Source organism: Kitasatospora sp. NPDC028961, assembly GCF_055564815.1.
Genome location: NZ_JBVHVO010000002.1, coordinates 312,620 through 338,248 on the forward strand (window position 1 = coordinate 312,620; position 25,629 = coordinate 338,248).

A 25,629-nucleotide genomic window follows, 5' to 3' on the forward strand; every position below is an offset into this window, starting at 1 on the left:
GGGGTAGGCAGTGGGGTGGGGGGGGGGGGGGGTGGGGGGGGGACGCCCTCCCTCCCCCCCCCCCCCCCCCCCCCCCCCCCCCCCTCCCCGTCGCTTCCCGCCTACTGCTGTGCGCAGAGGGTCAGTTGATGTAGACGTGCGGGTTGCCCGCGACCGAGCTGTCGATCACCGGCCCGTAGGTGGCGGTGAAGTAGCCGGTGGCGAAGCAGGTGCTCGGGCCGGACACCTTGGCGAACGCCTGGGAGGCGAACCCGATGGTCTGACCGGTGTTGTCGGTGGTGCCGGAGATGCTGCCGGGCGCGCGGTAGACGCAGGTGGTGGCACCGAGGATGGTGTTCAGCACGACCGTGGTCTGGAGCGGACCGGCCGCCGTCGGGCTGAGCGTCACGGGGTTGCCGGCCGCGTCGCTGACCGAGTTGGTGTACGGCAGGTTGTTGACCGTGATGCTCTTGACGCCGGTGACACCGATGACGTTCGCGGTGCAGGAACTGAAGGTGTGGCTGTTGAGGCTCTCGGTGGCCACGCCCGGGGCCGCCGGGTTGCTGGTCACCGTGGCGGAGAAGGCGGAGACGGCGCACTTGATGCCGCTCGTGCCGGTGGCACTGGAGTAGAAGGTGGCGTAGCTGCCGGGGACCAGGTTGGCGGTCAGGACGTCGCCGACGGCGACGGCGGGGCCGCCGACGGAGGTGTGGGTCAGCACGGCTGAACCGGCGGCCTGGGCCGGGGTGACGGCTGCGGTCGCCAGGGCGACGGCGGCCAGGGCCGCGGCGCCGAGGGTGCGGCTGATGCGCATGAGGGTGCCTCTCTCCGTACGAGCTGGGTGGGGGAGCCCGCGGATTCGCGCTGGGATCGCGCGGCGGGATCTGCCGCGGTGCACGCGGCAGGGTGGAGCGGAGTGGGGGTGCTGAGAACCTGCGGACACGCGTCCGGTGCCGTCGGCGGGCCCGGCGCCACGGGCCCCGCCGTCCGGCGAGGAGGTGCGGGAGGTGCGGGAGGTGCGGTGGTGCGGGGGATCGCGGCGGCGCGGGCCGTGCGATGAGGTGCCTGAGTGGTGCACGTCGACGGCTGCCACCGCCGGGCATGCGTTCGCCATACTGAACAGTCGGAACGCGTGGAGGTTTCCGTCGGCTCAGCGCCGTTCGATTGGAAACCTGCGAGTGTTGTAAACCAGCCCTTGCGTCAATGTCAATACTGAGCACAGGAGTTGGCGATGGACCTGGATGCCGTTCACGGTGCCGAGGCACTGCTGCTGCCCGGGGCGCGGACCGGCCGTGACCCGGCGCGGTCGATCAAGCGCGGCCCGAGCCGGCTGCCCCCCGGCGTGGTCGCCGCCACCCAGCGGGAACGCCTGCTCGACGGGCTGGTCCACACCGTGGCCGAGCACGGCTACCAGCGGGCGACGGTGAGCGACATCTGCCGCGCGGCCGGGGTGACCAGGCCGGTCTTCTACGAGCTGTTCAGTGGCAAGGAGGACGCCTTCCTGGCCACCCACCGGCACGGCACCGGCGTGGTGATCCGGCGGATGGCGGCGGCCTTCGCGGCGGCCCCGAACTGGTGCGCCGGGATCCACGACGCCCTGCGCGCGATGCTCGACCTGCTGGCCCGCGTCCCCGCCTTCGCCACCATGGCGGTGATCGAGGTGGAGTCGGTCGGCCCGGCCGGCCGCCGTGAGCGCGAGCAACTGCTCACCCGGTTCCGGGCGTTCTTCGCCGAGGTGCCCCCACTGCCGTGCGGCGTCGAGGTCCAGCCGCTGGTGGACGCGGTGGTCGGTGGCGTCTACAGCACCCTCTACCGCTGTGTCGACGCCGGCCGGACCGGCGAACTCCCGTCCGAACTGCCGATGTTGAGCCTGTTCTGCCTGGCGCCCTTCCTCGGTCCGGAGGAGGCCGCCCGGCGGCTGGCCGCGGCTCAGGACCTGGTGCCGGCGCCTGCCTTGGCTCCCGTCCCGGCTTCGGAACCGGCCCTGGAAGCGGGCCCTTCGGTCGCGGACGATGATCCTTCGTGCACCCGTATTGACCCGCCGTCTACTGAGCAGTAGCTTCCCAGTAATCCATCTGCGGTCCGACCGGGCCCGCCCCGCTGCCGAGGGGCGGCCCACCCGGCCGGACCGCAGAACGCTGTCCGCGCCAGGACAACGTGCCAGTGCCTGCACATCCCACCACCCTAGGGAGCACACATGGCCACGTCCGATGACGCCGCCCCCACGCCCGAAAGCACCGACGCGCCCGCCGAGTCGAGAGGGCGGGTCCGCCTCCGGCGCACCGCCCTGATGGCCGTACCGGCCGTCGTCGCCGGCGCCGTCCTGATGACCCTCACCGCACAGGGCGTCCTCGCCGCCCAGTTCGCCATCTCCGGCATGCCGTTCACCGTCACGGCGGACAGCCTGGAGGGCGTCGGCTTCGAACAGTTCGGCAGCCTGGACCACATGATCGAGGGCAGCCCCAACGAGGGTGACACCGGCGGGCAGGTCCTGGTCGCCGTCTCGGCGATCAAGCAGGCCCAGCTCACCAAGCTCTGCCAGAGCGTCGACCTCGGCGGCATCAATCTGCTGATCAAGGCCGGCGACGACGGCACCCCCGTCACCGCCACCGACCTGACCACCGACTCGGACATGCTCTCCGGTGACGCGTCCTTCAAGAACATCGAGATCGGCGGGGACGCCAGCACCTACACCAAGGCGGGCGTCCAGGGCCTGCCGGGCGTGTTCGGGCAACAGGCCGACACCGTCACCATCAACAACCTGCGGCAGCACAACTACGCCACCACCGCGGGTGCGTTCAAGCTCCCCCACCTGCGGCTGAGCTTCAGCTCGGAGGGCTGCTGACGGTGACCGATCCTGTACCCGACGGCGCCGGCCCGGCCGGGCGGGGCGCCGATGCCGCGGAGGGCGGGGCGGCCGTCGGCGCCGGGGTGTCCGGTGCCGCCGGTGGCTCCGCTGCTTCAGGTGCTCCAAGTGCTCCAGGTGGTTCCGCTGCTTCCGACGCTGCCGCGAGCACGGTGGCCGCCGCGCCCGCACCGCCGTCGACGCCCGTGGCGTCCGCCGATCCCGCCGGGCCGGCGCACACCGGGCGTGGCTGGCGCGCCTGGCGGGGCCGGCGGCCGTTCTGGGGCGGTCTGCTGGTGCTGCTGGGCGGCGCCGAGGTCCTCTTCACGCTGAAGGCACCGCTGCCGGTCATCCTGCACATCGGGATGCAGGGGATGGCCGGCTACCTGGTACCGGCCGTGATGGCGATCTGCGGCGTGCTGATCCTGTTCAACCCGGCCCAGCGGCTGTTCTACTCCGTGCTCGCGGTGATCAGCTCGCTGGCCAGCTGGGTCACCTCCAACCTGGGGGGCTTCCTGATCGGCATGATCCTCGGAGTGGTGGGCGCCTGCCTGACCTTCGGGTGGCTGCCCGACCAGCCCCCGCGCCGGCGCCGGCTGCGCCGCGCGACCGGGGGCGAAGCGGCCGGCCCGGCCGGAGCCTGAGCCGGGCCGGCGACGGGGGGGGGGGGGGGGGGGGGGGGGGGGGGGGGGAGAAGGGGGGGGGGGGGGGGGGGGGGGGGGGGTGGGGGGGGGGGTTTTTTTGGGGGGGGGGGGGGGGGACCGGGGGGGCCCCCCCCCCCGCGCCCGTCAGGGTGCCGCCCCTGGTGCGGACGGCGGGGTCGGGAGTCCTGAACACGGGGGCCCGACGAAACCGGTGGGCCCGGGCCGGCCAGTACGGCACCGTGGAACACCCGCGGCTGCCGCACAGCCGGCGGCAGTACGCGAGGGGCTGCCCGTCCGGGGGAAGCGGACAACGAGGTGGCGTTCGAGGTGCGCCGCAGTGGTCCGGGCGGCGTCGGCGAGGCCCTGGTCGAGCACACCGCCGTCGGCGACGCACTGCGGCTCGGCACGCCGCTGCCCGGGGAGGACCTACGCGACCCGCGGCCGGTCGCCACCGGTCCGCCGCCCGCCCGCGACCGCCATGGCCCGCTCCAGGGGCGGCGCTGAGCCCCGGCCCCGACCTCAGCGGAAGCAGTACGAGTCCGAGGAGGCGTCGCCGCCCGCCAGGTGGGTCTGGTGCACCCGCAGACCGCCGAACTCCGCGCCGTGCGGGTAGAAGTGCGGGTCGACGCTGAGTCCGCCCGCCTCGGTGTCCGCGTCCAGCTTGATGATCCAGGGCTCGATGCCGTCCGGGTAGAACTGGTCGTCCCAGGCGCCGTACAGCGAGTTGGTGAGGTAGAGCCGTCGGCCGTCCCGGCTGATCTCGACCATCTGCGGGCCACCGCTCAGCGGCCGGCCGGGCTCGGCCGGGTGCGGCGTCCGCGCGGCCACCCCGCCGAGCCGCACCGAGCCCGCCGGGCGCGGGTGGAACGGGTCCGAGACGTCGAACTGGAACAACTCCCCGGTGCCCCAGGCGGATACGTACAACCAGCGGTCGTCCACCGACAGGTTGAGGTCCGTCACCAGCGGCGGCACCGCGCCGAACGGTTGCAGCGCCGGCGGCAGGTCCTCCGGCTTCGCCGGCTCGGCCGGTATCTCGATCACCTTGCGCGCGGTGAAGGCCGCCCCCTCCCGGTGCCAGAGCCAGACCGAGGAGGAGAGGTCCTCGACGTTGGCCACCACGCCGACGAAGCCCCACTCCGCCTGCGGGTCGTGCGCCGGCCGCAGCTCCAGCACCATCTGGTACTGGTCGCCGAGGTCGACCCGCTGCAGGTGCCGCCCCGAGTCGAGCTCCCAGAAGTGCAGCGCGTGCCCGTACTTGCGGCCCAGCAGCAGCTCCGGCACCACGCCGTCCTCGACCATCCACGGCGTGCCCCACTCGCTGGTGACGCCCACGTTGGTCCCCAGGTGCCACCAGACGTCGTAGGCGAAGTGCTGCGGTCCGCGCTCCGTCTCCCAGGCCCGCAGGACGTCGAAGGTGGTGTGGTCGAGCAGCGCCACCCCGCCCGGCCCGTCGGCGCCGTCCCCGCTGCCGAGGCAGGACAGGAAGACGCCGTCCGGCCCGCAGTGCAGCGTGTGCGGGCGGGAGTACCCCGCTCTGGCCGCCAGCTCCTCGGCCGGGACGGTCTTCACCAGCCGCGGCCGCACCGGGTCCGGCCGGGTGTCCATCACGTGCAGCCGGGAGGAGCGCAGCCCGGGCAGCAGCAGGTAGCGCCGCTCCGGGTTCCGGTGGCAGGCGTGCGCGAGCGCGCTGGAGCAGGCGTTCCAGCCGAAGTGGTGCAGCTCGTCACCGAGCCCCGGCAGCTCGGCGAAGTTCAGCACCCGGCCGTAGCTCGGCGAGGCCGGATCGGTGTCCACGGTGATCAGCGCGTCCGGCCGCTGCGCCGACCGGTCGAATCCGGCGACGTAGGCCAGCCGCTCCGGCGGTGCGGCGATCGCCTCCGCCGCTGTTCGGTAGAGGGAGGGATCGTGGTGGCCCGGCTGCGGATGGTCTCCGTGCGGCATGTTCGCTCCTCAACTCGCCTCGTGGGCAAGGAAGGTGACAGTGGCCCGGGCAGCGTGCCACAGAACCGCGGGCGCACAGCAGGCGCACGGGGGGCGGAGCGGCCCGGTCCGGCCCCGCCGCGAGGCCCGCCGGCGCGGTCCGCCGGACCTTTCGCCGCGCCCGTGGGCGGCGCCCGCCGGGCAGGGCGGGGCTACCGGCCGGTATCGTCGGTGCTCCGGATGGGCGGTCCTGCCACGGCAGGCGGAGCAGAGAACGGGTACGGCGGACATGGAGTTCCGAGAAGACATCCTGGGTGCCCCCTACGAGGCGGTCGAGCTGCCGCTCGCCCCCGACGAGGAGGGCGCCGTCAGCGCCACCCTGGTACGCCGGCTCGTCCCGGGCAGCGACCGCGCGGTGCTCTACGTCCACGGGTACGTGGACTACTTCTTCCAGACCCACCTCGCCGACCACTTCGTCGAGCGCGGCTTCTCCTTCTACGCCCTCGACCTGCGCAAGTACGGCCGCTCGCTGCGCCCGCACCAGTCGCCGAACTTCGTCCGCGACCTCGCCGCCTACGACGAGGAACTCGACGCCGCGGTGCGGGTCGTCCGGGAGACCGACGGGCACCGCGAACTGCTGGTCAACGGCCACTCCACCGGCGGCCTGGTGACCGCCCTGTGGGCCGGGCGCCGCGCCGGGCGGGGCGTGGTCGACGGACTCTTCCTCAACAGCCCGTTCCTCTCGATGCCCGCCGCCCCGGCCGTCCGCACCCTCGGCGGCCCCGCCGTGCAGGCCCTCGGCCGCCTCGCCGCCACCCGCAAGCTGCCCTCCACGCTCAACCCGCACTACGTGCACAGCCTGCACCGCGACCACCGCGGCGAATGGGACTTCGACCTGGGCCTCAAGCCCGCCGAGGGCTTCCCGCTCTACGCCGGCTGGCTGGCCGCCATCGACCGCGGCCAGCGCCGCGTCCGGCGCGGGCTCGGCATCGACGTCCCCGTGCTGCTGATGGCCTCCACCGCCTCGATCGCCACCACCACCTGGCAGGCCAGGCTGCACCACGCCGACGCCGTGCTGCGGGCCGACGACATCGCCGCCCAGGGCCCGCGCCTGGGCCGGCACGTCACGATCGTCCGGATCGAGGACGGCATGCACGACCTCGTGCTGTCCGGCGAGTCCGCCCGCACCCAGGTCTTCACCGAGCTCGACCGCTGGCTCGGCGCCTACCTGCCGGCGTCCGGATGAACCCGCCGGGCCCGCACGAGGAGGAGCCGGTCCCGGTCGGGCGGCCGACCGACCTCGGGTACGCCAAGCTCATGCCCGACATCGACCGCGACGGCGGCTGGCTGCTGACCCTCGACGGCACCCCGCAGTCCTACGTCGACCTCGGCGACCCGACCCACCTGGAGTTCGAGTACACCCGGCGGATCGGCCACCTGGTCGACGCCCTCGCCCCCGCCGGGCGGCCGGTCGACGCGCTCCACCTGGGCGGCGGCGCCCTCACCCTGCCCCGCTACCTCGCCGCCACCCGCCCCGGCTCGCGCCAGCGGGTGGCCGAGGTCGACGGCCCGCTGCTCGCACTCGTCGAGGAGCACCTGCCGTGGCAGGGCCCGGGGGCGGACATCACGACGACGGTCGGCGACGCGCGGGCGGCCCTGGCGGCCGTCCCGGCCGGCTCGCTGGACCTCGTCGTCGCCGACGTCTTCCACGGGTCGCGCACCCCGGCGCACCTCACCTCGGTGGAGTTCCTCCGGCTGGCGGCCGCCGCGCTGCGCCCCGGCGGCTGCTACGCCGCCAACCTCGCGGACGGCCCGCCGCTCGCCTTCGCCCGCGCCCAGGCGGCGACGGTGCGCGCCGTCTTCCCGGAGGTCTGCCTGATCGCCGAGGCGCCGGTGCTGCGCGGCCGCCGCTACGGCAACATCCTGCTGGCCGGCTCCACCGGTCCGCTCCCGGTGGCCGACCTCTCGCGCCGTCTCGCCGCGGACATCTTCCCCGCCCGGCTCACCGAGGGCGCCGACCTGGCCGCCTTCACCGGCCGCACGGCGGCGGTCACCGACGCCGCGGCGACGGACTCCCCGCCGCCCCCGGACGGCGCCTTCAGCGTCGGCTGACGGGCTGCCGCGGGCCCGGCGCGCCGGAGCGCCGCGCGCCCTGGTTCACGCCCCGCGATGTCAGAATCGGCGGGTCCGAGCCAGGAGCACGTCCGAGAGTCCGAGGGAGCGCGTGATGAGCAGCGGCGAGCGGCCCGAGCTGGGGGAAGTGCCGGAGACGGCCCTGTGGACGCTCTGGCACCGGGCGGTGGAGGCCCGGCGGCCGGACACCGTCCTCGACGACCCGAAGGCCGTCGAGCTGGTCGAGCGGATCGACTTCCCCTTCGCCGAGCGCTTCGGCGCCAGCGCCCTGTCCGCCCAGCTCCAGGCGCTCCGGGCGGCCTGCTTCGACCGCGAGGTCGCCGACTTCCTGGCCCGGGAGCCGCGCGGCACCGTGGTCTGCCTGGGCGAAGGGCTGGAGACCCAGTACTGGCGGGTCGACAACGGGCGGGCCCGGTGGCTCACCGTGGACCTGCCCGAGTCGGTGGCCCTGCGCGAGCAACTGCTCCCGCCCGGCCCGCGCCAGCGCTACCTGGCCGCCGACGCCACCGAGCTGGGCTGGACCGAGGAGGTGGACCGCGACCAGGCGGTCCTGATCACCACCCAGGGCCTGCTGATGTACCTCCCGCCGCCCCGGGTGAAGGCCCTGATCGCGGGCTGCGCCGAACGCTTCCCCGGCGGCTCGCTGGTGCTGGACGCCGTACCGCGCTGGTTCAGCCGGCTCACCCTGACCGGGAGGATGCGCTCCCACGACTACGAGCCGCCCCCGATGCCGTGGGCGATGGACGCCCGCGAGCGGGGCGGGCTGCGCACCGCGAGTCCGGCGGTGGCCGCGGTGCGCGACGTCCGGCCGGTCGGCGCCCGAGGCCTGCTCGGGGTCCTCCTCCCGCTCGCCCTCACCGTCCCCCCGCTGGCCACCCACCGCCCCTCGGTCACCGTCCTGGACTTCGCCGGGCAGCCGTAGCCGGCGGCATCCCCCGGTGGATCAGGAGGGGGCCTCGGCACCAGCCCGGCGCCTTGGCCGAGCGCCGTCGCCGGTGTGAGACGCCGTCAGGCCCGCCCCCGGGTGGGGCGGGCCTGACGGCGTCGGGGGTGACCCGGGGGTCAGTCGGAGGGCTCGACGTCGATGTCGACGCGTTCCTGGTAGAAGGCGATCAGCCCGGTCAGGGCCTCCATGCCGCTCAGCGGGACGGGGTAGGACCAGGCGATGGAGCCGCCCTCGCCGTGGGAGGCGAGCGCGAAGTGCACGGCGTTGCCCTTGTAGGGGCAGTAGGTGCTCTCCCAGGAGGGGGCGAGCAGTTCGCGGCGCACGTCCTCGGGCGGGATGTAGTAGCGGACGGGGTAGCGGCCCTCCAGGACCACGATCGGCCGCTGGCTGTCGGCGAGCACGGTGTCACCGGCGCGCACGACGATCCGGCCGCGTCCGGGCTCCACCAGGATGCCGGCGTTGATGTGGTGCACGGAGCCGGCGGCGGAGAGGTCCGGGGCGGCGCCGGGCCGGGTGCCGTGGTCGGAGCGCTGGTCAGCCACGGGACACCGCCGGGCTCTGGACGGTGCCCGCCGCGCCCGCCGCGCCCGCGCCGCCCGCGGTGCCGCCGGGTGGCGGTGCGGCGGCGGGGGTGCGGGCTTCGGCGAAGCGCGCCCACAGGGCCACGCCCGCCCCGACCGCGCACAGCACCGCGGCGACCAGGACGGCGTGGTCGGTCCCCGCGGCCATCGCGTAGCGCGGCCCGCGGTCGTCGGTGGCCTGGCCGGCGACGGTCAGCGTGATGGCGACGCCGAGGGCCGAACCCAGGTAGCGGGCGGTGTTGTTGGCGCCCGAACCCATGGCCGCCCGGTCGGCGGGCACGCTGCTGACGGCCAGCCGGGCGAGGGCCGCGTTGAGGACGCCGCTGCCGACGCCGGCGAGCACCAGGCCGGGGGCGAAGTGCGTCCAGGAGCCGTCGGGGGTCATGCCGTAGAGGGCGGCCTCGCCGATGCCGCACAGCAGCAGGGAGGCGGCGACCTGGGTGGTGGCGGACATCCGGTTGGCGAGGCGGCGGGCCTGGAGGGCGGAGACGACGGACAGGCCGGACCAGATCGCGAGGACCAGGGAGGCCACCAGGGGGGTCTCCCCGGCGGACTTCTGGAGGGCCATCGGCAGGTAGCTCATCAGGCCGACGATGGCCAGGCCGGTGAACAGCGCGCCGCCGCTGGAGGCGATGAAGCCGGGGCTGCGGAACAGCGCGAGGTCGAGCATCGGTTCGGCGATCCTGGCCTCGACCACGACGAACAGCACGAGCAGCAGCACGCCGAGGCCGAGCAGGAGCAGGACGGGGGTGCGGCCCCAGCCGTGCCGGCCCTCGGCGAGGCCGGCGATGAGGCAGGAGGCACCGGCGCCGAGGGTGGCGACGCCCAGCAGGTCGAGCTTGCGGGGCCGGTCGTTGCGGGACTCCTGCAAGCCGTACGCGGTGAGCGCGATCAGCAGGGCGGACAGCACCGAGAGTACCCAGTACACCGAGCGCCAGCCGCCGGCGCGCTCCAGCAGCGCCGCGTAGACCGGGCCGACGGCGATGCCCAGGCCCACCGAGGCGCCCCACATGCCGAGCGCCCGCACCCGGCCGGGGCCGACCGGGTAGACGTGGCCGATCAGGCCGAGGGTGGGGGCGAGGACGGCCGCCGCGGCACAGCCCTGGAGGACGCGGCCGATCAGGAACACGGTCGGGCCGGTGGCGGCCGCGGAGACGGCGGTGGAGATCAGGAGCAGCACCGCGCCGGCGCCGAAGACCCGCTTGCGGCCGTAGTCGTCGGCGGCACTGCCCATCGTGAGGAGCAGGGCGGCCAGGCCGACCAGGGTGCCGGTGAGCACCCAGGTCTGGGCGGAGGAGCCGAGGCCGAGGTCGGCGGCGGTGGGCGACAGGGTGGTGAGCGGGGAGGTGTAGTCGACGAGGACGAGGAGGGTGCCGAAGGCGGCGATCGAGAGGGTGAGGGCCGGGCGGCGGCCCTGGGGCGGCGGGCTGGGCGTCATCGGGGTGGTCCTCGCTGCGATGGGAGGTGGGAGAGGGTCCGATCTAAGGTCTGTTCATTGAACTCAACTGAATCTATCACGCCGGGTTCGGTGAAGGAACCTTCGGCTAGACTGGCCCGCATGGCGCTCGGAACCGATTACGCACAGCAGGACTGCTCGCTCGCCCGGGCGCTGGAGGTGGTGGGTGAGCGCTGGAGTCTGCTGATCGTCCGCGACGCCTTCTACGGGGTCCACCGCTTCAACGACTTCCTCGCTCACCTCGACATCCCGCGTGCGGTCCTCACCAGCCGTCTGCAGGCCCTGGTGGCCGCGGGCGTGCTGCACAAGGAGCCCTACCAGAGCTCCCCGGTGCGCTACGGCTACGTCCTGACGGCGGCCGGGCGCGAGCTGTGGCAGCCGATCTACGGGCTGGCGCAGTGGGGGGAGCGCAACGCCTCCAGCGGCGGGCCGCGCACGGTCTTCAGCCACGCGGCCTGCGGGACGCGGCTCGACCCGCTGGGCGCCTGCCCGGTGTGCGGCGGGGTGGTCGCTCCCGAGCACATCACGATGCAGCCGGGCCCGAGCGCACAGGCCCGGCTGCGCCAGGACCCGGTCTCGCGCGCGCTGGCCAAGCCGCACCGGCTGTTGACGCTGGTGTCGCCCGACGCGGACTGACCCGCCGGCCCGGCGCACGCGCGAACGCCCGCCCGCCCGGCCCCGGAGGGCTGGGCAGGCGGGTCCGTCCGGCGCCGGCCGCGCCCGCGCGGCCCGGCAGGGTGGCAACGGCGAGGTCCGGGGTCCGCGGTACAGGGTCAGCGCGGCTCGGCGACCAGCAGCCGGCTGTCCAGCGGCAGGTCGTGGACCGCCGCGAGGGTGAAGCCGGCCCGCTCCAGCAGGCCGGAGTACTCCGCGGTGCTGCGCTCGAAGCCGCCGGCGATGGCGAGCATGTGGACGTCGAACCAGGCGGCCAGCGACGGGGTGCCGTCCTCGGGGATGACGCGCTCGATGATCAACAGGGCGCCGTCGGCGGTGACGGCCTCGCGGATGCGCTCCAGCACCCGGACGCACGCCTCGTCGTCGCGTCCGTGCAGGACGCGCGAGAGCAGGTAGACGTCACTGCCGGCGGGGACCTTCTCGTAGTAGTCGCCGCTCTCGAAGCCGATGCGATCGGCGTCGGGGGAGTCGGCGAGCTCCGTGCGGGCGGCTTCGATGACGTGCGCGGTGTCGAACAGGACGCCGGACAGGGCGGGGTGGGCGCGCAGCACGGTGGTGAGCAGGGCGCCGTTGCCGCCGGCTATGTCGACGACGGTACGGGCGCGGGAGAAGTCGTAGAGGGCGGGGACGGGCTCGAAGAAGGAAGAACTGGCGGCCATCGCCCGGTCGAAGCGGGCGGTGAGCTCGGGGGTGCGGGCGAAGTAGGGGTACATGGCGGCGCCGTGGACGTGTTCGAAGGCGTTCTCGCCGGTGCGCACGGTGTGCAGCAACTGGCCCCAGCCGGCGTAGAACTCGTCGCCGTAGAGCAGGGCGAGGTCGCGCATGGAGCCGTGCTCCTCGGTGCGCAGGGTGCGGCCCAGGTCGGTGGTCCGGTAGCGGCCGTCGGCGTCGGTGGCCAGCACGTCGAGCTCGACGAGGAAGCGCAGCAGCCGGGTCAGCGAGGGCTGGTGGGTGGCGGTGCGCTCGGCGAGTTCGGCGGCGGTGGCGGGCTCGGCGGCCAGGAGGTCGGCCAGGCCCAGGGTGGCGGCGGTGTGCACGGCCTGGGTGGCCCAGGGGCCGATGAGCAGGTCCATCATGCGGCGGGCGGCGGTGTCGGTCATCGTGGGGACTCTCCTGCGATCGGGGTAAGGGGGCCGGAGGGACGTGGGGTCAGGCGAGGGCGAGAGCACGGCGGCGCAGGTTCTCCACGCCGGTGTGCAGGCAGCCGCGGGCGATGGCGTCGCCCTGGATGAGGGTGCGGGAACCGACGTGGGGCCGGGCGCCGATGGCGGTGACCCACTGGACGGACTCGACCGGGGGGCCGTAGGAGAAGCGGCCCCGGTGGGCGGTGCCCTCGGAGTCGAGCAGGCGGAAGGAGACCTCGGCGACGTCGAGGCCGCCGGTGGTGTAGGGCTCGCCCTGCGCGTCGGGGATGACGTGGGGGCGGGCCCCGCCGGTCTCCATCAGGCGGCGCAGCAGCGGGTCGGTGGCGCGGCGCACGTCGGTGAGGGCGAGGTGGGCCTCCAGGAGGGCCTCGGTGGCCAGCGGAGCCTCGTCGACGAAGGGGGAGGAGACGAGGAATCGCCCGGTGGCCTCGTCGGCCTCGACCTTCATGCGCGGGCCGACCAGGTGGACGGTTCCGGCGCGCACGAGGGCGTCGAGCTCCTCGACGCGGGCGGTGGGGGGGCCGCTGGCGATGTAGTTGTTGAGCCCGCTGAACCAGCGGTCCACGTGGTCGCGGTAGGAGCCGCCGCGCAGGCCCTGGTGGGATATCACCTGGCGGATCTCGTCCCGCAGGTCGCGCATGATGGCGGCGGTGGCCTTGAAGGGGCTGCGGGCCGGGCCCAGGGCGGACTGTTCGAGGTCCCAGCCCAGGCGGCCGGTGATCCAGTCCCGGTAGGCGTCGCGGTCGGCGAAGCGGCGCTCCAGGCTGGGGCGGTCGACCTGGTCCCAGTCCCAGTGCTGGTCGGGGTCCTCGAACCGGTCGGTGATCAGCTGCCGCATGGCGGGGGTGTCCCAGTCCAGTTCGGCGTAGGCGGCCAGGAAGCCCTCGCGCTCGGCCTCGGGCGCGTCGGCGAGGCGGCTGCGGTAGTAGACGTAGCCGACCTCCTTGGCGATGTAGGGCCACAGGTCGGCGCGGAAGTCCAGTTCGCCCCGGCCGGCGGCGCGGCGCAGGCGGGTGATGACCTCGACGGTGAGGAAGCGCGGCTGGTAGCGGGGGACGACCTCCAGGTGCACCTCGGCGCGGGCGAGGTAGGGCACGCCGCGCCCCGAGCCGGCGTACAGCAGCGGTTCGCGGCCGGACGGGTGGTAGTGCAGCACGCCGTCCCCGTCGCGCTCGAAGCGTCCGCCGCGGCCCTGGGTGAAGAGGGTGACGTAGTCGTAGAAGCTGAGACCCAGGCCGCGTAGCACCAGGGGCCGGCCGGCCGGGATGGCGTCGAGGTCGCATTCGGCGGGGCTGAGGGGTTCGCGGTAGAGCAGGCCGTGGCGGTCGGCGAAGTCCTTCAAGTCCTGCTGGCCCTTGGTCGGGGCGACGTCGAAGTGGCCCTGGGCGAGGACGACGGCGTCGCACTCCAGGGGCTGCTCCTCGCCGTCCAGGTACAGGAGTTGGGTGCCGCGGTCGGTGTCGTCGACGGCGGTGGCGCGGGTGGCGTGGACGTGGACGGTGACCTGGGCGGGGGCGGTGCGGATGATCTCCTGCAGGGCCCAGCGCAGGTAGGCGCCGTTGAAGGCGCGGCTGCCGTAGGACCAGGGCAGCATGCCGGAGGCCTCCTGGCGTTCGGCGTCGGTGACGTCGGTGACGCGGCCCTCGGCGACCAGGCGGGCGAACTGGTACTGGGTGGGGCCGGGCAGGATGGGGCCCTCGCAGGGGACGGACTCGTCGGTGAAGACGGTGACGTCGGAGGCGACGGTGTTCATCAGCAGGGAGCGGTCCTGGTCGCGTCGCCAGACGCGGCCGCCGCCGGCGGGGTACGGGTCGACGAGGTGGACCTCGACGGGGACCGTGGGCGCCACCAGCGCGGCGTTGGCGCACAGCCGCTCCAGGGCGACGACGCCGCGCGGTCCGGCGCCCACGATCCCGACACGGAGGATGGCTTGGCTGGTGGTCACAGGGCGGGTTCCTTTCCCGGGGTGGAGGTGGCGCTGTCGGCGGCGGAGCCGCCCGGGGCGGCGGCGTCCTGGGGGAGTTCGCCGAACAGCAGGGGGAAGTAGTCGATGTCGCGGCGCAGGGCCTGGAAGAGCTCCGAGCCGGGCAGCTCGGTGGTGCCGGCGCCGGGGCGGGCGGGGCCGTCGAGCAGCCGGCGGTTGCGTTCGGTGCTGGCGCGGGAGAGCGGCAGGCGGCCGGGGGAGTGGTAGCGCACGGCGCCGTCGCGGTCGCGGCGCGGGATGACCTCGGAGCGGGCGTGGCGGCTGGCGCTGAAGGGGATGTCGAGGCGGCCGGCGGCGAAGGCGGTGACGATCGCGCTGTCCAACCGCGGGGCGGCCAGGACGGGTTCCACGATCTCGGCGGTCTCGCGCAGGATCCACTCCAGTTCCTCGTCGACGGCGCCCTCGTCGACGGTGATGAAGTCGAGCAGGGGGGAGCGGGCGACGGCGGCCAGGCGCAGCCCGGCGGCGTTGGCGGCGGCGTCGGGGATGCCGTGGGCCTCCTGGTAGGTCTTGGTGATGAGCTTGGAGGCGCCGCCCAGGCGGGCGGTGATGGCGCCGTAGAAGATGAGGTCGTCGGCGTGGTGGCGCCGGCGGGGGAAGACGCCCATGAACTCGTGGAGCACGGCGTGGACGTCGAGGCCGGCGGGCAGGTAGCGGGCGGCCAGGACGGGCACGGCGCGCAGGGCGGCGATGTCCTGGGCGAGGTGGCCGCTCTGCGGGTAGGAGACGCTGATGCACCGCACGCCCGCCGCGGCCGCGGCGACGGCCTCCAGCACGCTGATGGCCAGGCTGATGGACGGTGGGATCAGGACCGCGGTGAGGGTGCCGAACAGCTCCCGGTCCATGACCACGCCCAGGTGCGCGAGTTCGCCGCAGAGCTGGTCGACCTCGGTCCAGGCGGCCAGCGAGTCGGCGAGGGGCACGTCCTTGGAGTAGGGCAGGTTGTAGGAGATGCCGCCGCCCTCGAAGGAGGTGATGCCGCAGGCCACGGCGGTGGCGAAGAGCTCGCGCGGGTCGGGGGAGCCGTGCCGGATCTCCAGCGGGACGGCGACCAGTTCGTTCAGCTCCCGTCCGCGCTGCCAGCCGTGGGTGACCAGCGGATAGCCGTTGAGGGTGCGGTGGTCGGTGCGCAGGGCCCGGGCGGCGTGCTCGAAGCGGCGCAGCCGGGTGTGCGAGTCGATGGTGAGGGTGAGCAGGTCGGGGCGGCCTTCGGTCTCCAGCTCCTTGAGCAGGACGGCCATTTCGCGGTGCCCGCCGACCCCGCAGCGCGGCTGCAGGGCGGTGCGTCCGCTGGTCCGGGCGCGGGCCAGCACCTCGGCGGCGGTGGGCTTGCCGAGCTGGGTGATGTAGGCCGCCGACTCCTCCAGGGTGGGCGGCGCGGGGGCGGTGGGCACGGGAGTCACCGGGCGGCGGCGGCCGGGACGCGGTCGGACGCGGTGGGGGCGTGCAGGGCGTCGAGGGTGGGGACGAGGTCGGCGGCGCTGGCGAGCACGCGGTCGACGCCCAGGTCGTAGAGGCGGGTGACGGAGGACTCGTCCTTGACGCTGCCGACCGAGAGGTTGCCGCCGACCACGACCGGGCAGTGGATGCGGCCGGAGCGCTTGGCCTCGGCGAGGCCGTGCAGGTCCTCGTGGATCTGCCCGTTGAGGCTGCCGATGAGGACGGCCTCGGCCTGCGGGTGGCGCTCGCACGCGTCGGCGAACTCGTCGACCGGGGTGCAGGTGCCGAGGTTGACGACGGTGAAGCCGTCGGCGCGCAGGGCGTGGGCGATCAGGTGGTTGGCGACGGCGTGGCTGTCGCTGGCCGCGACGCCGAGGATCACCAGGCGGCCGCCGCGTTCGGGGGCGCCGGTCGGACGGGTGGGCAGGGGCATGGGCGTGGGCATGGGGAACCGCCTATCCGTGGAGTGCGGGCGGGTACGGGGTGGTGTGTGGGGCGGAGCGCCCGAGGGCCTGGCGGTCGTCGGGTGCGGGCGCCCGGTCAGTCGTCGAAGGCGGCGAACAGCTCGCGCTTGCTGACCGAGCGGATGCGGGCGACGTCGAACTCCTCCGGGTCGGCCGCCGAGAGCGAGTCGAAGACCCGGTTGATCGCGGCGACCAGGCCCCACTCGGCCGTGTAGGCCGGCCAGTTGCGGTGGCCGTCGACGAGGTCCTGCTGGCGGGCGAAGATGTAGTCGTGCCACTGCCGGCTGGCGGGGTAGCGGTGGTGGTAGTCGTGGACGACGGTGTCGCCCGTCAACACCAGGTAGCGGGTCGGGAAGTGCACCAGCGCCATCCGGCCGCTCCAGCGCAGCCAGCGCAGCGCGGCGGTGGCGGCGGGCAGGCCGGGGGCGGGCGCCGCCTCACCGATGAAGATCGCGTTGGTCAGGCTCCCGAAGTACTCGCGGCCGCGGCGCACCGTGGTTCCGGGCGCGGGGAAGGTGTGCTTCACGCACAGCCGCAGCGTGTTGCTGATCTGGTAGAGCACGCCGACCGGCACGAACCAGACCACCAGCACGGCCGGCCAGGCCCCCAGCAGCACGGCCGCGACCCCGCCGCCGCCGTACAGGGCGACGGCGACGGCCTTCTCGGCGGCGGCGCTGTTGTGCCAGAAGGAGCGCATCCGGGAGATCGCGAAGGCCAGGTGGAACCGGGGCGAGACGGCCTTGAGCAGCACCCTGCGCCACATCCGGCGCCGGGTCATGCCCGGGTGCAGGTCGAGGCTGATGAGGAAGGCCTGGACGGTGGGGTCGCGCAACGTCATGTGGTGCACGGCATGGTGGTCGGCGACATGTTCGCGGCTGTAGCGCTCGAAGTTCTGGATCACCAGGAGGGCTGAGATGACGTTGCCGATGACGGTGTCCAGCCGGCGGTGTCCGAACATGTTCCGGTGCGAGCACTGGTGGTAGATCATCATCCGCAGGTTCCGCTGGCCGTGCAGGGTCATCGCCCAGCCGGGAAGCAGCAGGAGCAGGAACCAGGTGCCCAGGACGAAGCCGGTGGCCGAGACCGCGGCGCCGGCCAGCACGGACAGCGAGGCGGTGGCCAGGTGGAAGCCGGGTGACAGGGCCACCGGGCGTTGGCCAGCCAGTGGGCGCCCGGTCAGGAAGGTGAGCGGCAACTGGAGCGGGCCGGGCAGGCGCCGCATGCTCTCGCGCACCGGGTCGGCGGCCGTCTCGTCGCCGGCCGGGCGTGCTGCGGCGGCCGCCTTCGCCGCGGCGGTGGTGCGCGGTGCGGCGGCGCCCTGCGGTGCGGCGATGGTGCGCGGTGCGGTGGTGCTCAGTGGTGCGGTGGTGGTCTGCGACGCGTCGTCGGAGTCGGTGTGGCGCGTCGTCGGAGAGTGCGACGCGGTGTTGCCAGGTCTCATGGCGGGCGTGCCTTTCTGCCGGGCGGCGGCATGACGCTTCGCCCGCTCCACCCCGTGGTGCGCACGGGCATGGCGGAGCGGGGCACGGCGATGGTCGTGAAACCGCTGTTCGAACAGCACACAGGTCTGGACAACGGGATGGCGCGAGGAAATGCCCGGCCCACGGCCGGTAGGGCCGGATGAACCGGGAGGAACGCGGGGGCGGCCCGAGGGTGGACGTCCCAGGCGGCGGGCGGCGGGCGGCGCGGCGCCATAGTGGCGCAACCTTGTCATGTCGCCTGCGGTCAGTGCGGCTTTACGCTAACCACGGCTCTCGGATCAAGTCAAGCGGCATCCGAGTGGCGAGTGACATCCCGTCAGCTCTGGCCAGTGCGAACGCGAATGGGTTACGCTCGCCAGAACTGGTGAACGAACCTGACTGGCAATCAGGGAGTGACTCCGCCGGCGGCCGAGGGAACGCGACGGGGTCCATTCTGATGCCTGGTGGTACGCAAGGTGCCCCCACCTGGGGGTTTCCATAGGGGGAAGGAACTCACAGTGCAGACCATGCGACAGCCCTGTGGTCGAACCGGATCCACGGCCGCGGCCGGCGCCTTCCGTGTGCCGGTCACCAGATCCAGACACCTCGCGAACCCAGCGCTCTCCGACCGCACCGTCCGCGACCATGCCCGGCCCCGCGCCTGCGCACCCGGCCGCAGACGGCGGCTGCACGACATCTGCGCGCACCAGTGGTCATGAAGGGTCGGCAGGTCCCTGTTGCGCGCCTCCTCGACGAAGGACGGCGCGCGTTCGTGGTCACCGTCCAGCCGGCACGACCCGGACCGCAGGGGCAGCGGCACCGCCCGCCGGCCGGTACCGCGCACCGGGCCGACCGCCTGCGGCGCCTCGGCGGTCGGCGCGCCGGACCGCACGGCGCACCCGCTGTGCCGTCGCAGCGTGCCTCCTGCCGTCCTCGGTCGCGTCCGACCCGCCGGCTCGTCATGGCTGTTCGGGGTGGCCAGGCTGTCCAGAGCCCGGCCCGCCGGCCGGTCGGTCTTCGCGGTGCGCCCCTGCCGGCCCCGCACCCCCGCGCCCGCCCGGTGTGTCGGAGTCGTCGGCACGGGTGCCAAGTAATCGGCGCCGGAAGGCAGTTCTCGTGACTGTTCGACGGCTCGGCAGTGCGGTCCGTCCGTCGCCCCGATCCCCGTCCCGACCGCCGCCCACGTCGTCGAGACCTGCGACCGCTGGGCCGCGGGTGCCTGCCGGGCCTCCTGTCGGCTCCCGACTCCCGCCGACGGGCGTCCGGGCGTGCGCACCATCGCCCGGGGCTCCCCGGGCGGCCCGGTCCGTGCGGTGGCGGCCTGCGTCCGCGCGGAACCGGCCCGTGCCCGGTCGGCCCTGCGCTCGGCCGGTGGTACGGCCGGGCCGGCGGCGAGCCGGCCGAGTGTCCACGGCGAGCGGCGGGGGTTGTCCGTCTCCAGGCGCGAGCGGTGGTCGGGCGACACCTGGCCGACGGCCGGCCGGGTCTGCTCGGCGCGCCGCTCCGGGCGGAAGCGCCTCGGTCGCCGGCCCGTCGTCGGCTGCTCCACTGTCGTCACCATGTCACCGCCGTTCCCGCTCCGTCACCGTCACCGTCACCGCTACTGCCGCCGTTCCGTCACCGCTCGGTCGTCCCCACCGCTTCCGCCACCGTCACCGCTCCGCCACCGCCGCCGTCCCGGTGCGCCGATCGCCCCCGAGAGGAGGGACCCTCGATGCCGGTGCTGTCGGACGCGTTCGCCACTCGCATTCCGGCTCCGTTCGCCGAAGGGTCTCGATCTCGCGTGGCGCGGCCCCGAGGGCGACCGCGGGGAAGTCCCGCGGCCGGCGGTCGGGCTCCGGCGACCTGGAACGGCCCAGGCCCGCCCCCCTGGCGTACCCCGCGAGGGGTGGCCGGTGCGGCCCGCGGCCGTCCCCGCGCGTCCGTTGTTTGCGACAAAGCTATGACAGGGTTTGTCAACTGGCAATGCCCGGAGCGCAGTCGGCGTCGTCGGAGGGTCTGCTGGTGCCGGTCGTGTCCTCCGTCAGGACGAGGGCGAGCAGGCCGGGGAAGCGCGCGTCGAACTCGGCTCGGCGCAGCCGGTTGTAGCGCCGGGCGCCGGCGTCGCGCTGCTCGACCAGGCCGCTCTGGCGCAACACCGTGAAGTGGTGACTGCGGGTGGCCTTGCTGACGCCCAGTTCGAACGTGCCGCAGGCGCGACTCCAGTCCGCGCTGCCGGCCAGCTCGCGCACGATCGTGCGCCGCACCGGATCGGCGAGCACCTGCAGCACCTCGTGCAGCGTCACCTCCGCCGGGTCCGTGTGCTCCAGGCCGCGCGCCCGCCGGGAGAGGCTGTCACCCGCCGGAGTCATCGCACTTGACGAACCGTCACGGCTACGACTTTCATTCATGGTGATCGACCTCCATCGAACACTATAGACCGCGAACGCCTCTCGCGGACCAGGACCGACGACTTCCCATCCGAAGGAGGGCCGCCCGATGAGCGAGGCCATCGAGACCCCCGGGCGCACCCTGCTCCCGCGCCGCCGCCCCGGCGCCGGCGGGCCGGCCGGCACCTCCGGGCCCGGCGCGGGCGCCCTCGGCTCGGTCTGCCTCGGCTTCTTCATGGTCCTGCTGGACGGGAGCGCGCTCAACGTCGCCCTGCCCGACCTCAGCGCCGAACTCGGCGGCTCCCTGGCCGCGTTGGAGTGGACGGTCAACGCCTACACCGTCGCCATGGCCGCCTGTCTGCTCGGCGGCGGCGCCCTCGCCGACAAGCTCGGTGCCCGCCGCCTGTTCCAGGTCAGCCTGCTGCTCTTCGTCGCCGCCTCGGCCGCCTGCGCGGCCGCCCCCGGCATCGGGGCCCTGATCGCCGCCCGCGCCGTCCAGGGCGTGGCCGCGGGCGGCCTGCTGCCCGCCTCCCTGGCGGTCATCGCGCACATGTACCCCGAAAGTGCCGCCCGTGCCCGGGCCTTCACCATCTGGGGCGGTGTCAGCTCGTTGGCCCTGGTGGCCGGTCCGGTGGCGGGTGGTGCGCTGACCGCGGGCGTCGGCTGGCGGGCGATCTTCCTGGTCAACGTCCCGATCGGACTGGCCGCAGCCGTGGTCTGCGGGCGCAAGGTCGCCCCCTCGCCGGTGCGCGCCGTCCGGCTGGACGTGCCGGGCCAGCTCGCCACCGCGGCCCTGGTCGGCTCCGGCATCGGCACCCTGGTCCAGGCCGGAGCGCTGGGCTGGAGCGCGCCGCTGACCCTGGTCCTGGCCACCGTCACCCTTGCCGCCGCCGTCGCCTTCGTCGTCGCCGAACGCCGCGCCGCCCACCCCGTCCTGCCCCTGGACGCCTTCCGCCGCCCCGGCTTCACCCCCGCCCTCACCGTCGGCGCGCTCTACCAGTTCGGTGCCTACGGCGCTCAGTTCGCCATCTCCCTGCACCTGCAACGCCATTGGGGGCGGGACGCGCTCGGGGCCGGCCTCGCCTTCGTCCCCTTCGCGCTCTGCTGGAGCCTGGCCTCCTTCGTCCTGGCCCGCGCCGTCCAGCGCACCGGGGTGCGGGCCCTGCTGATCATGGGCGCGGCCACCGCCGCCGTCGGCGCCCTCACCCTGCTGCCGCTGGCCGCCACCCCCGACTGGTGGCTGTTCACGGCCGGCAGCTGCCTGCTCGGGCTCGGCGCCGGCCTGATGGGCCCCTCGCTGCCCACCCTGGCGCTGCGGGCCCTGCCCCCCGACCGTTCCGGGCTCGCCTCCGGCTCCCTCAACGCCTTCCGCCAGATCGGTGGAGCGGTCGCGATCGCCCTGTTCGGCCCGGTCCTGGCCGGCACCGGCGCCGGCGGCCTGCGCATCTGCCTGGCGCTGGTCGCGGCCGGCTTCGTGGCCGTCAGCTGGGCGGTGCACCGCAGCGTGCGCTGACGCCGAGCAGCTCCGGCCTCCCGGCCTTCCGGCCCCCCGGCCTTCCCCCTCCCACCCCGACCGACGATCCGAGGAGAACGAACACCCATGCGTGCAGTGGTGGTCCACCAGCCCGGCGGCCCCGAGGCCCTCACCCCCGTCGACCTCCCCGACCCGGTGCCGGGCTCCGGCGAGGTCCTGGTCCGTACCGGCGCCATCGGCGTCAACTTCAAGGACGTCTACGAACGCGAGGGGCGTACCGGCGCGACCGTCCCCTTCACCCCCGGCTGCGAGGGCGCCGGCACCGTCGTCGCCACCGGCCCCGGCGTCACCTCACCCGCCGTCGGCGACCGCGTCGCCTGGTGGGCCGCCCCCGCCAGCTACGCCGAACTCGTCGTCGTGCGGGCCGACGCCACCGTGCCGGTGCCCGACGACATCCCCGACACCGATGCCGCTGCCGTCCTCCTCCAGGGCCTCACCGCCCACTACCTGACCACCAGCACCTGGCCCGCCCGCAAGGGCGCCACCGCGCTGGTCCACTCCGCCGCCGGCGGCCTGGGTTCCCACCTGACGCGCCTGCTCGCCGCCGCCGGGGTCCGGGTGATCGGCACGGTCTCCAGCCCGGACAAGGCAGCTGCCGCCACCGCGGCCGGTGCCGAGGAGGTGATCGTCCGCACCCAGCAGGAGTTCGCCGCCCGGGCGCGCGAGCTGACCGGCGGCCGCGGGGTGGACGTCGTCTTCGACGGCATCGGCCGCGACACCTTCGGCGCCGGCCTGACCTGCCTGGCGCGCCGCGCCACCTTCGTCCTGGCCGGTGCCGCCTCGGGCCCCGCCCCCGCCCTCGACCCCCAGTCCCTCGCCGGCCACGGCTCCGTCTTCCTGACCCGCCCCACCCTGGTCGACCACGCCACCGACCCCACCGAACTGCGCGCCCGCGCGGCCGAGGTCTTCGACTGGCTGCGCGAGGGCCGCCTCACCCTCACCATCGCCGCACGGCACCCCCTCGCCGATGCCGCCGCGGCCCACACCGCCCTCCAGTCCGGCCACACCACCGGCAAACTCCTCCTGCTCCCCACCGCCTGACCGCCGCTGTGCGGGCGCCCCCGTCACCGGCTCCCCGGGGCGCCCGCCGGCCACGGTACGGAGTCGGCGGCCGAGGCGGTGGGGAGTCGTCACGAGGTCCCCGCCGTGCTCAGTGGCCTGCTGTTCCGGTCACCCGCCGCAGCTTTCCCGGTCCCCCCGCATGGTGCGGATCGCCCCTTCGGCCCGGGAGCGCGGACCGCAGGCCGGGAGGAGCGCCGGAGCCGGCCAGGTCACCGCCCCACCGACGGCTCAGCCGCAGGAATCCCGGCAGGCTACGCCCCTGGCTGCCACGAGTGTGCCGTCAGGCCGCGTCCGGTAGGGCCTGCCGGCGGGGCGGGCGGCCGGGTGCGTGCCGCGGTGCGCACCCTCGTCGTCAGTTCCCGTCCGAGTGGGCCCGGAGGTCGGCCAGGACCCGCCGGAGCCCCTCGACCGTCCGGTCGAAGGCGGCGGGCTGCTGCTGGGCCCGGGCCAGGACGTACCCGCCCTGCACGGCCGCCATGACCAGCGAGGCCGTCGCCGCCGGGTCGGTGCCGGGCCGCAACTCGCCCGTGCGCACCCCCTCGGCGAGCACCGAGGTCAGCCGTTCGTCGAGCCAGCCGAAGAACTCGGCCAGCGGGGCGCGCAGGCGCTCGTCGGTGACGATGTCGTAGTCCTGGGTCAGTCGCCCCATGCGGCAGCCCGCCAGCGGGTCGCGTTCGAGGTCGAGGAACGCGTTGACCCGGTCGACGGCCCCGCCCTCGCCGCCCAGCGCGGTCTCGGCCCGGGTGCGGAGCTCCTCGCTCATCCGCGCCATGGCCGCCAGCGCCAGCTCCGCCTTGCCGGAGAAGTGGTGGTACATGCTGCCCTGCCCGGCCTGCGCGCGCTCCAGGACCTTGGCCGGACTGGTGCCGGTGTACCCGCGTTCCCAGAGGAGTTCGGCCGCGGCGCGGGTCAGCGCCTCCTTCTTCGTCATGCCGCTCAGTGTACCTACCACTCGTTACAGCGACACCGGGCAAGGCCGGACCGGAAAGCCGGACCACAGCCGGTCCGGACGGCCATCCACCGGCCCCGCCACGTCACCCCCGTCGGCGCCGCCCACCGTGTTCCTCGCCGAGCGAGGGGAAGTCCTCCCCGGAAGCCCAGGGGAGGGTGAGACTCACCTGGAAGCCGCCGTCGGCGGCCGGGCCGGTGGTGAGGTCGCCCCGCAGCATCGTGGCGCGCTCGCGCAGGCCGGTCAGGCCGTGGCCGCTGCTGGGCAGGCGGAGCGGTGGCCGGGTGGTCGGGTCGGGGGGCCCGTTGTGGACGCGGAGGCGCAGGAGCGTGCGGTCGCGGTCGAGGCGGATGGACACGCTGGCGCCGGGCGCGTGCTTGCGGGCGTTGGTCAGGCTCTCCTGGACGGTCCGGTAGACGGCGTGCACCACGGGCCCCGGCGGCTGGTGCTCCGCGAAGGCCGGTGCGACGACCAACGTGGCCTCGACGCCGGACTCGGCGACGAGGGAGCGAAGATCGGCCAGCCGGGGCTGCGGCCTTGGGGCGGCGGCCCGTGGTCCGGCCGCCCGCAGGACGTGCAGGATCGTCCGGAGCTCCTCCAGGGTGGCCACGGCGAGCCCCCGTACGGTCGCGGCCGTCGCGCGTACGTGCTCGTCGGTGGTGGTGATTTCGAGCGCTCCGGCCTGGACGGCGATCAGCCCCGCCTTGTGGGCGACGACATCGTGCATCTCCCGGCTGATCCGGTCGCGTTCGAGGGCGACGGCCTGCCGCTCGTACCGCCCGCGTTCCCGGGCGTGGAACCGGTCCAGCTCGGTGATCCGCTCCACGAGGTCCAGGCGCGAGCGGTACAACAGGCCGACCAGCACGGGTGCGACGCCGAACAGAGCCGCGCACGTGGCGTGCCGCGCGATGTCGGCGAGCGTCGGGCCCGCAGCCCCGGCGCCGATCCAGGACTGTCGGGGGTCCGGGCTCAGCGCGGCCCCGGCCATCACGACCGCACTCGCCCCGCACACCCCCCACGTCGGCGCCCGGTGTCGTACGAGAGCGCACAGGGCGAAGCAACTCGCGGCCGGGGCCTGGCCGATGAACAGGGCCGGCACGGTGAGAGCGAAGGCGGCGACCGGAAAGCGGTGACGCACCAGGAGGGCACCGACCGCCAGTGCCGTCAGCACCGGCCCGTACCAGCCGCGACCGGACAGCCGGAGCCAGCACTCCAGGGCCACGACCGCCGTCAGCGCGAGACGACCCGCCCAGCGCCGTACCGCAGGGCTCGGCGCGACGGCGGCACGGGAGTGCGGCCGACCCCGGAGTCGGCCGTGGCCGGCGACACCTGCGGCCCGGACCGGGCGCGCCGACGCCGGCCTCGCGTGCGGCTGGTCTTCGTTCTGCACGATCACCACCCGCGATGAGGAACTGCCGACATCGGCACTCGAAATACCCGCTTCATGACCAGGGAGGAAATCCGCCCCCGGGTGGGCGGCCGTTGCGCCCGCCCTACGAGCTGTCGCTCGGGAAAAGGGGGGCACTGGCAAGGAAGGTAACCGGGCTTGAGGCCGCATTTCAAGAGATTTGGAAGTGCCTCGGGGGTGCCTGGCCGAGTTGCGTCCGTCGCCGGGCTCACTGGCATTCGGCTACGAAGAGCAAGTGGCTCGCCGATGTCGCCTCGGGTCTCGGTGGCCTGTCGCATTCCGCCGGAACGCCCTGCCGGGGGCACCGCCGACGGCCCGGTCGTACGCGCCGGTGTGGGGCTTGTTCTTTCTCCGGCGGGCTGCGACAGGTCGGAGAAGGCGAAATCATCGGAATCAATCACTCAAAGGTCAGGAGACGGAAATGATGATCGGACCAGGTCTCGCCGGAATGCCCATGGCCGAATGGAAGATCCGGACGGCCAAGGGGCGTGCATACGTCTTCGACAGCGAACAGGAAGCCCGCGAAGCCCTGCCGGAATACGGCGGCGGCAGCACCGTCTGGAAGCGGAAGGTCTATCGCGGGATCGCCGACGTCACCATGTCACCCGACGGCTGGACCCAGATCCACTGACCGG

23 protein-coding genes are annotated in these 25,629 nt (G+C 74.4%); 11 read left to right on the top strand and 12 right to left on the bottom strand.

Going from position 1 to position 25,629, the window contains the following annotated elements; genetic code table 11:
• Positions 1-121: 121 nt before the first annotated feature.
• A complete protein-coding gene (locus ACZ4UX_RS05530) occupies positions 122-793 on the bottom strand; it encodes a Tat pathway signal sequence domain protein (protein WP_465705694.1) in 672 nt (223 codons plus the stop codon).
• 417 nt (positions 794-1,210) lie between these two features.
• On the opposite strand from ACZ4UX_RS05530, the gene ACZ4UX_RS05535 reads away from it, so the two are divergent.
• From ACZ4UX_RS05535 to ACZ4UX_RS05550, 4 genes are all read left to right on the top strand, one after another.
• Entirely contained in the window at positions 1,211-2,038 is an 828-nt protein-coding gene (locus tag ACZ4UX_RS05535) for a TetR/AcrR family transcriptional regulator (protein ID WP_465705695.1), read from the top strand.
• A 138-nt stretch (positions 2,039-2,176) separates the two neighbouring features.
• The gene (locus ACZ4UX_RS05540; protein ID WP_352292928.1) at positions 2,177-2,824 is read left to right on the top strand and encodes a DUF6230 family protein; all 648 of its coding nucleotides are present in this window, start codon (positions 2,177-2,179) and stop codon (positions 2,822-2,824) included.
• A gap of 206 nt (positions 2,825-3,030) precedes the next feature.
• Entirely contained in the window at positions 3,031-3,468 is a 438-nt protein-coding gene (locus ACZ4UX_RS05545) for a DUF6114 domain-containing protein (RefSeq protein ID WP_465705696.1), read from the top strand.
• 315 nt (positions 3,469-3,783) lie between these two features.
• On the top strand, positions 3,784-3,972 hold the full coding sequence (locus ACZ4UX_RS05550) for a hypothetical protein (protein WP_465705697.1): 189 nt from the start codon (positions 3,784-3,786) through the stop codon (positions 3,970-3,972).
• A 15-nt stretch (positions 3,973-3,987) separates the two neighbouring features.
• Here ACZ4UX_RS05550 and ACZ4UX_RS05555 read toward each other — a convergent pair whose 3' ends face one another.
• Entirely contained in the window at positions 3,988-5,409 is a 1,422-nt protein-coding gene (locus ACZ4UX_RS05555) for a selenium-binding protein SBP56-related protein (RefSeq protein WP_465705698.1), read from the bottom strand.
• A 268-nt stretch (positions 5,410-5,677) separates the two neighbouring features.
• Here ACZ4UX_RS05555 and ACZ4UX_RS05560 point away from each other — a divergent pair, with 268 nt between their 5' ends.
• The 3 genes from ACZ4UX_RS05560 to ACZ4UX_RS05570 all read left to right on the top strand — a co-directional run bounded on the left by ACZ4UX_RS05560 (position 5,678) and on the right by ACZ4UX_RS05570 (position 8,443).
• Positions 5,678-6,634, top strand: coding sequence for an alpha/beta hydrolase (locus ACZ4UX_RS05560; protein ID WP_352292934.1), 957 nt, complete (start codon positions 5,678-5,680; stop codon positions 6,632-6,634).
• Positions 6,631-7,500 carry a spermidine synthase gene (locus ACZ4UX_RS05565; RefSeq protein ID WP_465705699.1) on the top strand — a complete coding sequence of 290 codons (870 nt, stop codon included), beginning with the start codon at positions 6,631-6,633 and terminating at the stop codon, positions 7,498-7,500. Before ACZ4UX_RS05560 ends, ACZ4UX_RS05565 begins: the two co-directional genes overlap by 4 nt.
• Positions 7,501-7,615: 115 nt before the next feature.
• Positions 7,616-8,443: a class I SAM-dependent methyltransferase gene (locus ACZ4UX_RS05570; protein WP_352292938.1), complete on the top strand. Its 828-nt coding sequence runs from the start codon at positions 7,616-7,618 to the stop codon at positions 8,441-8,443.
• 140 nt (positions 8,444-8,583) lie between these two features.
• Here the strand turns inward: ACZ4UX_RS05570 and ACZ4UX_RS05575 are convergent, their stop codons facing one another.
• Together ACZ4UX_RS05575 and ACZ4UX_RS05580 are read right to left on the bottom strand one after the other, a co-directional pair.
• Positions 8,584-9,009: a DUF427 domain-containing protein gene (locus ACZ4UX_RS05575; protein WP_465705700.1), complete on the bottom strand. Its 426-nt coding sequence runs from the start codon at positions 9,007-9,009 to the stop codon at positions 8,584-8,586.
• Positions 9,002-10,486 carry an MFS transporter gene (locus ACZ4UX_RS05580; RefSeq protein WP_465705701.1) on the bottom strand — a complete coding sequence of 495 codons (1,485 nt, stop codon included), beginning with the start codon at positions 10,484-10,486 and terminating at the stop codon, positions 9,002-9,004. The genes ACZ4UX_RS05575 and ACZ4UX_RS05580 overlap by 8 nt, the downstream gene beginning before the upstream one ends.
• Before the next feature lie 120 nt (positions 10,487-10,606).
• Here ACZ4UX_RS05580 and ACZ4UX_RS05585 point away from each other — a divergent pair, with 120 nt between their 5' ends.
• Positions 10,607-11,140 (top strand): winged helix-turn-helix transcriptional regulator, encoded by a 534-nt coding sequence (locus ACZ4UX_RS05585; protein WP_329486093.1) that lies wholly within the window; start codon positions 10,607-10,609, stop codon positions 11,138-11,140.
• A 137-nt stretch (positions 11,141-11,277) separates the two neighbouring features.
• On the opposite strand, the gene ACZ4UX_RS05590 is transcribed toward ACZ4UX_RS05585, so the two are convergent.
• The 6 genes from ACZ4UX_RS05590 to ACZ4UX_RS05615 form a co-directional block, all read right to left on the bottom strand.
• On the bottom strand, positions 11,278-12,279 hold the full coding sequence (locus ACZ4UX_RS05590; RefSeq protein WP_465705702.1) for a methyltransferase: 1,002 nt from the start codon (positions 12,277-12,279) through the stop codon (positions 11,278-11,280).
• Positions 12,280-12,328: 49 nt separating this feature from the next.
• On the bottom strand, positions 12,329-14,269 hold the full coding sequence (locus ACZ4UX_RS05595) for an FAD/NAD(P)-binding protein (protein ID WP_465705703.1): 1,941 nt from the start codon (positions 14,267-14,269) through the stop codon (positions 12,329-12,331).
• Positions 14,266-15,702, bottom strand: a complete 1,437-nt coding sequence (locus ACZ4UX_RS05600) for a methylaspartate mutase (RefSeq protein WP_465705704.1) — start codon at positions 15,700-15,702, stop codon at positions 14,266-14,268. Before ACZ4UX_RS05600 ends, ACZ4UX_RS05595 begins: the two co-directional genes overlap by 4 nt.
• 5 nt (positions 15,703-15,707) lie before the next feature.
• On the bottom strand, positions 15,708-16,193 hold the full coding sequence (locus tag ACZ4UX_RS05605; RefSeq protein ID WP_329486088.1) for a cobalamin-dependent protein: 486 nt from the start codon (positions 16,191-16,193) through the stop codon (positions 15,708-15,710).
• 95 nt (positions 16,194-16,288) lie between these two features.
• On the bottom strand, positions 16,289-17,653 hold the full coding sequence (locus ACZ4UX_RS05610) for a fatty acid desaturase (protein ID WP_465705705.1): 1,365 nt from the start codon (positions 17,651-17,653) through the stop codon (positions 16,289-16,291).
• Between the two features lie 1,974 nt (positions 17,654-19,627).
• Complete coding sequence (locus ACZ4UX_RS05615) at positions 19,628-20,023, bottom strand: ArsR/SmtB family transcription factor (RefSeq protein WP_465705706.1); 396 nt, start codon at positions 20,021-20,023, stop codon at positions 19,628-19,630.
• A gap of 127 nt (positions 20,024-20,150) precedes the next feature.
• Between ACZ4UX_RS05615 and ACZ4UX_RS05620 the strand changes: the two genes are divergently transcribed.
• Both ACZ4UX_RS05620 and ACZ4UX_RS05625 read left to right on the top strand, forming a co-directional pair.
• On the top strand, positions 20,151-21,554 hold the full coding sequence (locus tag ACZ4UX_RS05620) for an MFS transporter (RefSeq protein ID WP_465705707.1): 1,404 nt from the start codon (positions 20,151-20,153) through the stop codon (positions 21,552-21,554).
• 87 nt (positions 21,555-21,641) lie between these two features.
• Positions 21,642-22,616 (top strand): quinone oxidoreductase family protein, encoded by a 975-nt coding sequence (locus ACZ4UX_RS05625; protein ID WP_465705708.1) that lies wholly within the window; start codon positions 21,642-21,644, stop codon positions 22,614-22,616.
• Between the two features lie 373 nt (positions 22,617-22,989).
• On the opposite strand, the gene ACZ4UX_RS05630 is transcribed toward ACZ4UX_RS05625, so the two are convergent.
• Positions 22,990-23,568: a TetR family transcriptional regulator C-terminal domain-containing protein gene (locus tag ACZ4UX_RS05630; protein ID WP_465705709.1), complete on the bottom strand. Its 579-nt coding sequence runs from the start codon at positions 23,566-23,568 to the stop codon at positions 22,990-22,992.
• 103 nt (positions 23,569-23,671) lie between these two features.
• Positions 23,672-24,976, bottom strand: coding sequence for a sensor histidine kinase (locus ACZ4UX_RS05635; RefSeq protein ID WP_465705710.1), 1,305 nt, complete (start codon positions 24,974-24,976; stop codon positions 23,672-23,674).
• A 439-nt stretch (positions 24,977-25,415) separates the two neighbouring features.
• Here ACZ4UX_RS05635 and ACZ4UX_RS05640 point away from each other — a divergent pair, with 439 nt between their 5' ends.
• Complete coding sequence (locus tag ACZ4UX_RS05640) at positions 25,416-25,625, top strand: hypothetical protein (RefSeq protein ID WP_465705711.1); 210 nt, start codon at positions 25,416-25,418, stop codon at positions 25,623-25,625.
• The last annotated feature ends 4 nt before the right edge of the window (positions 25,626-25,629 follow it).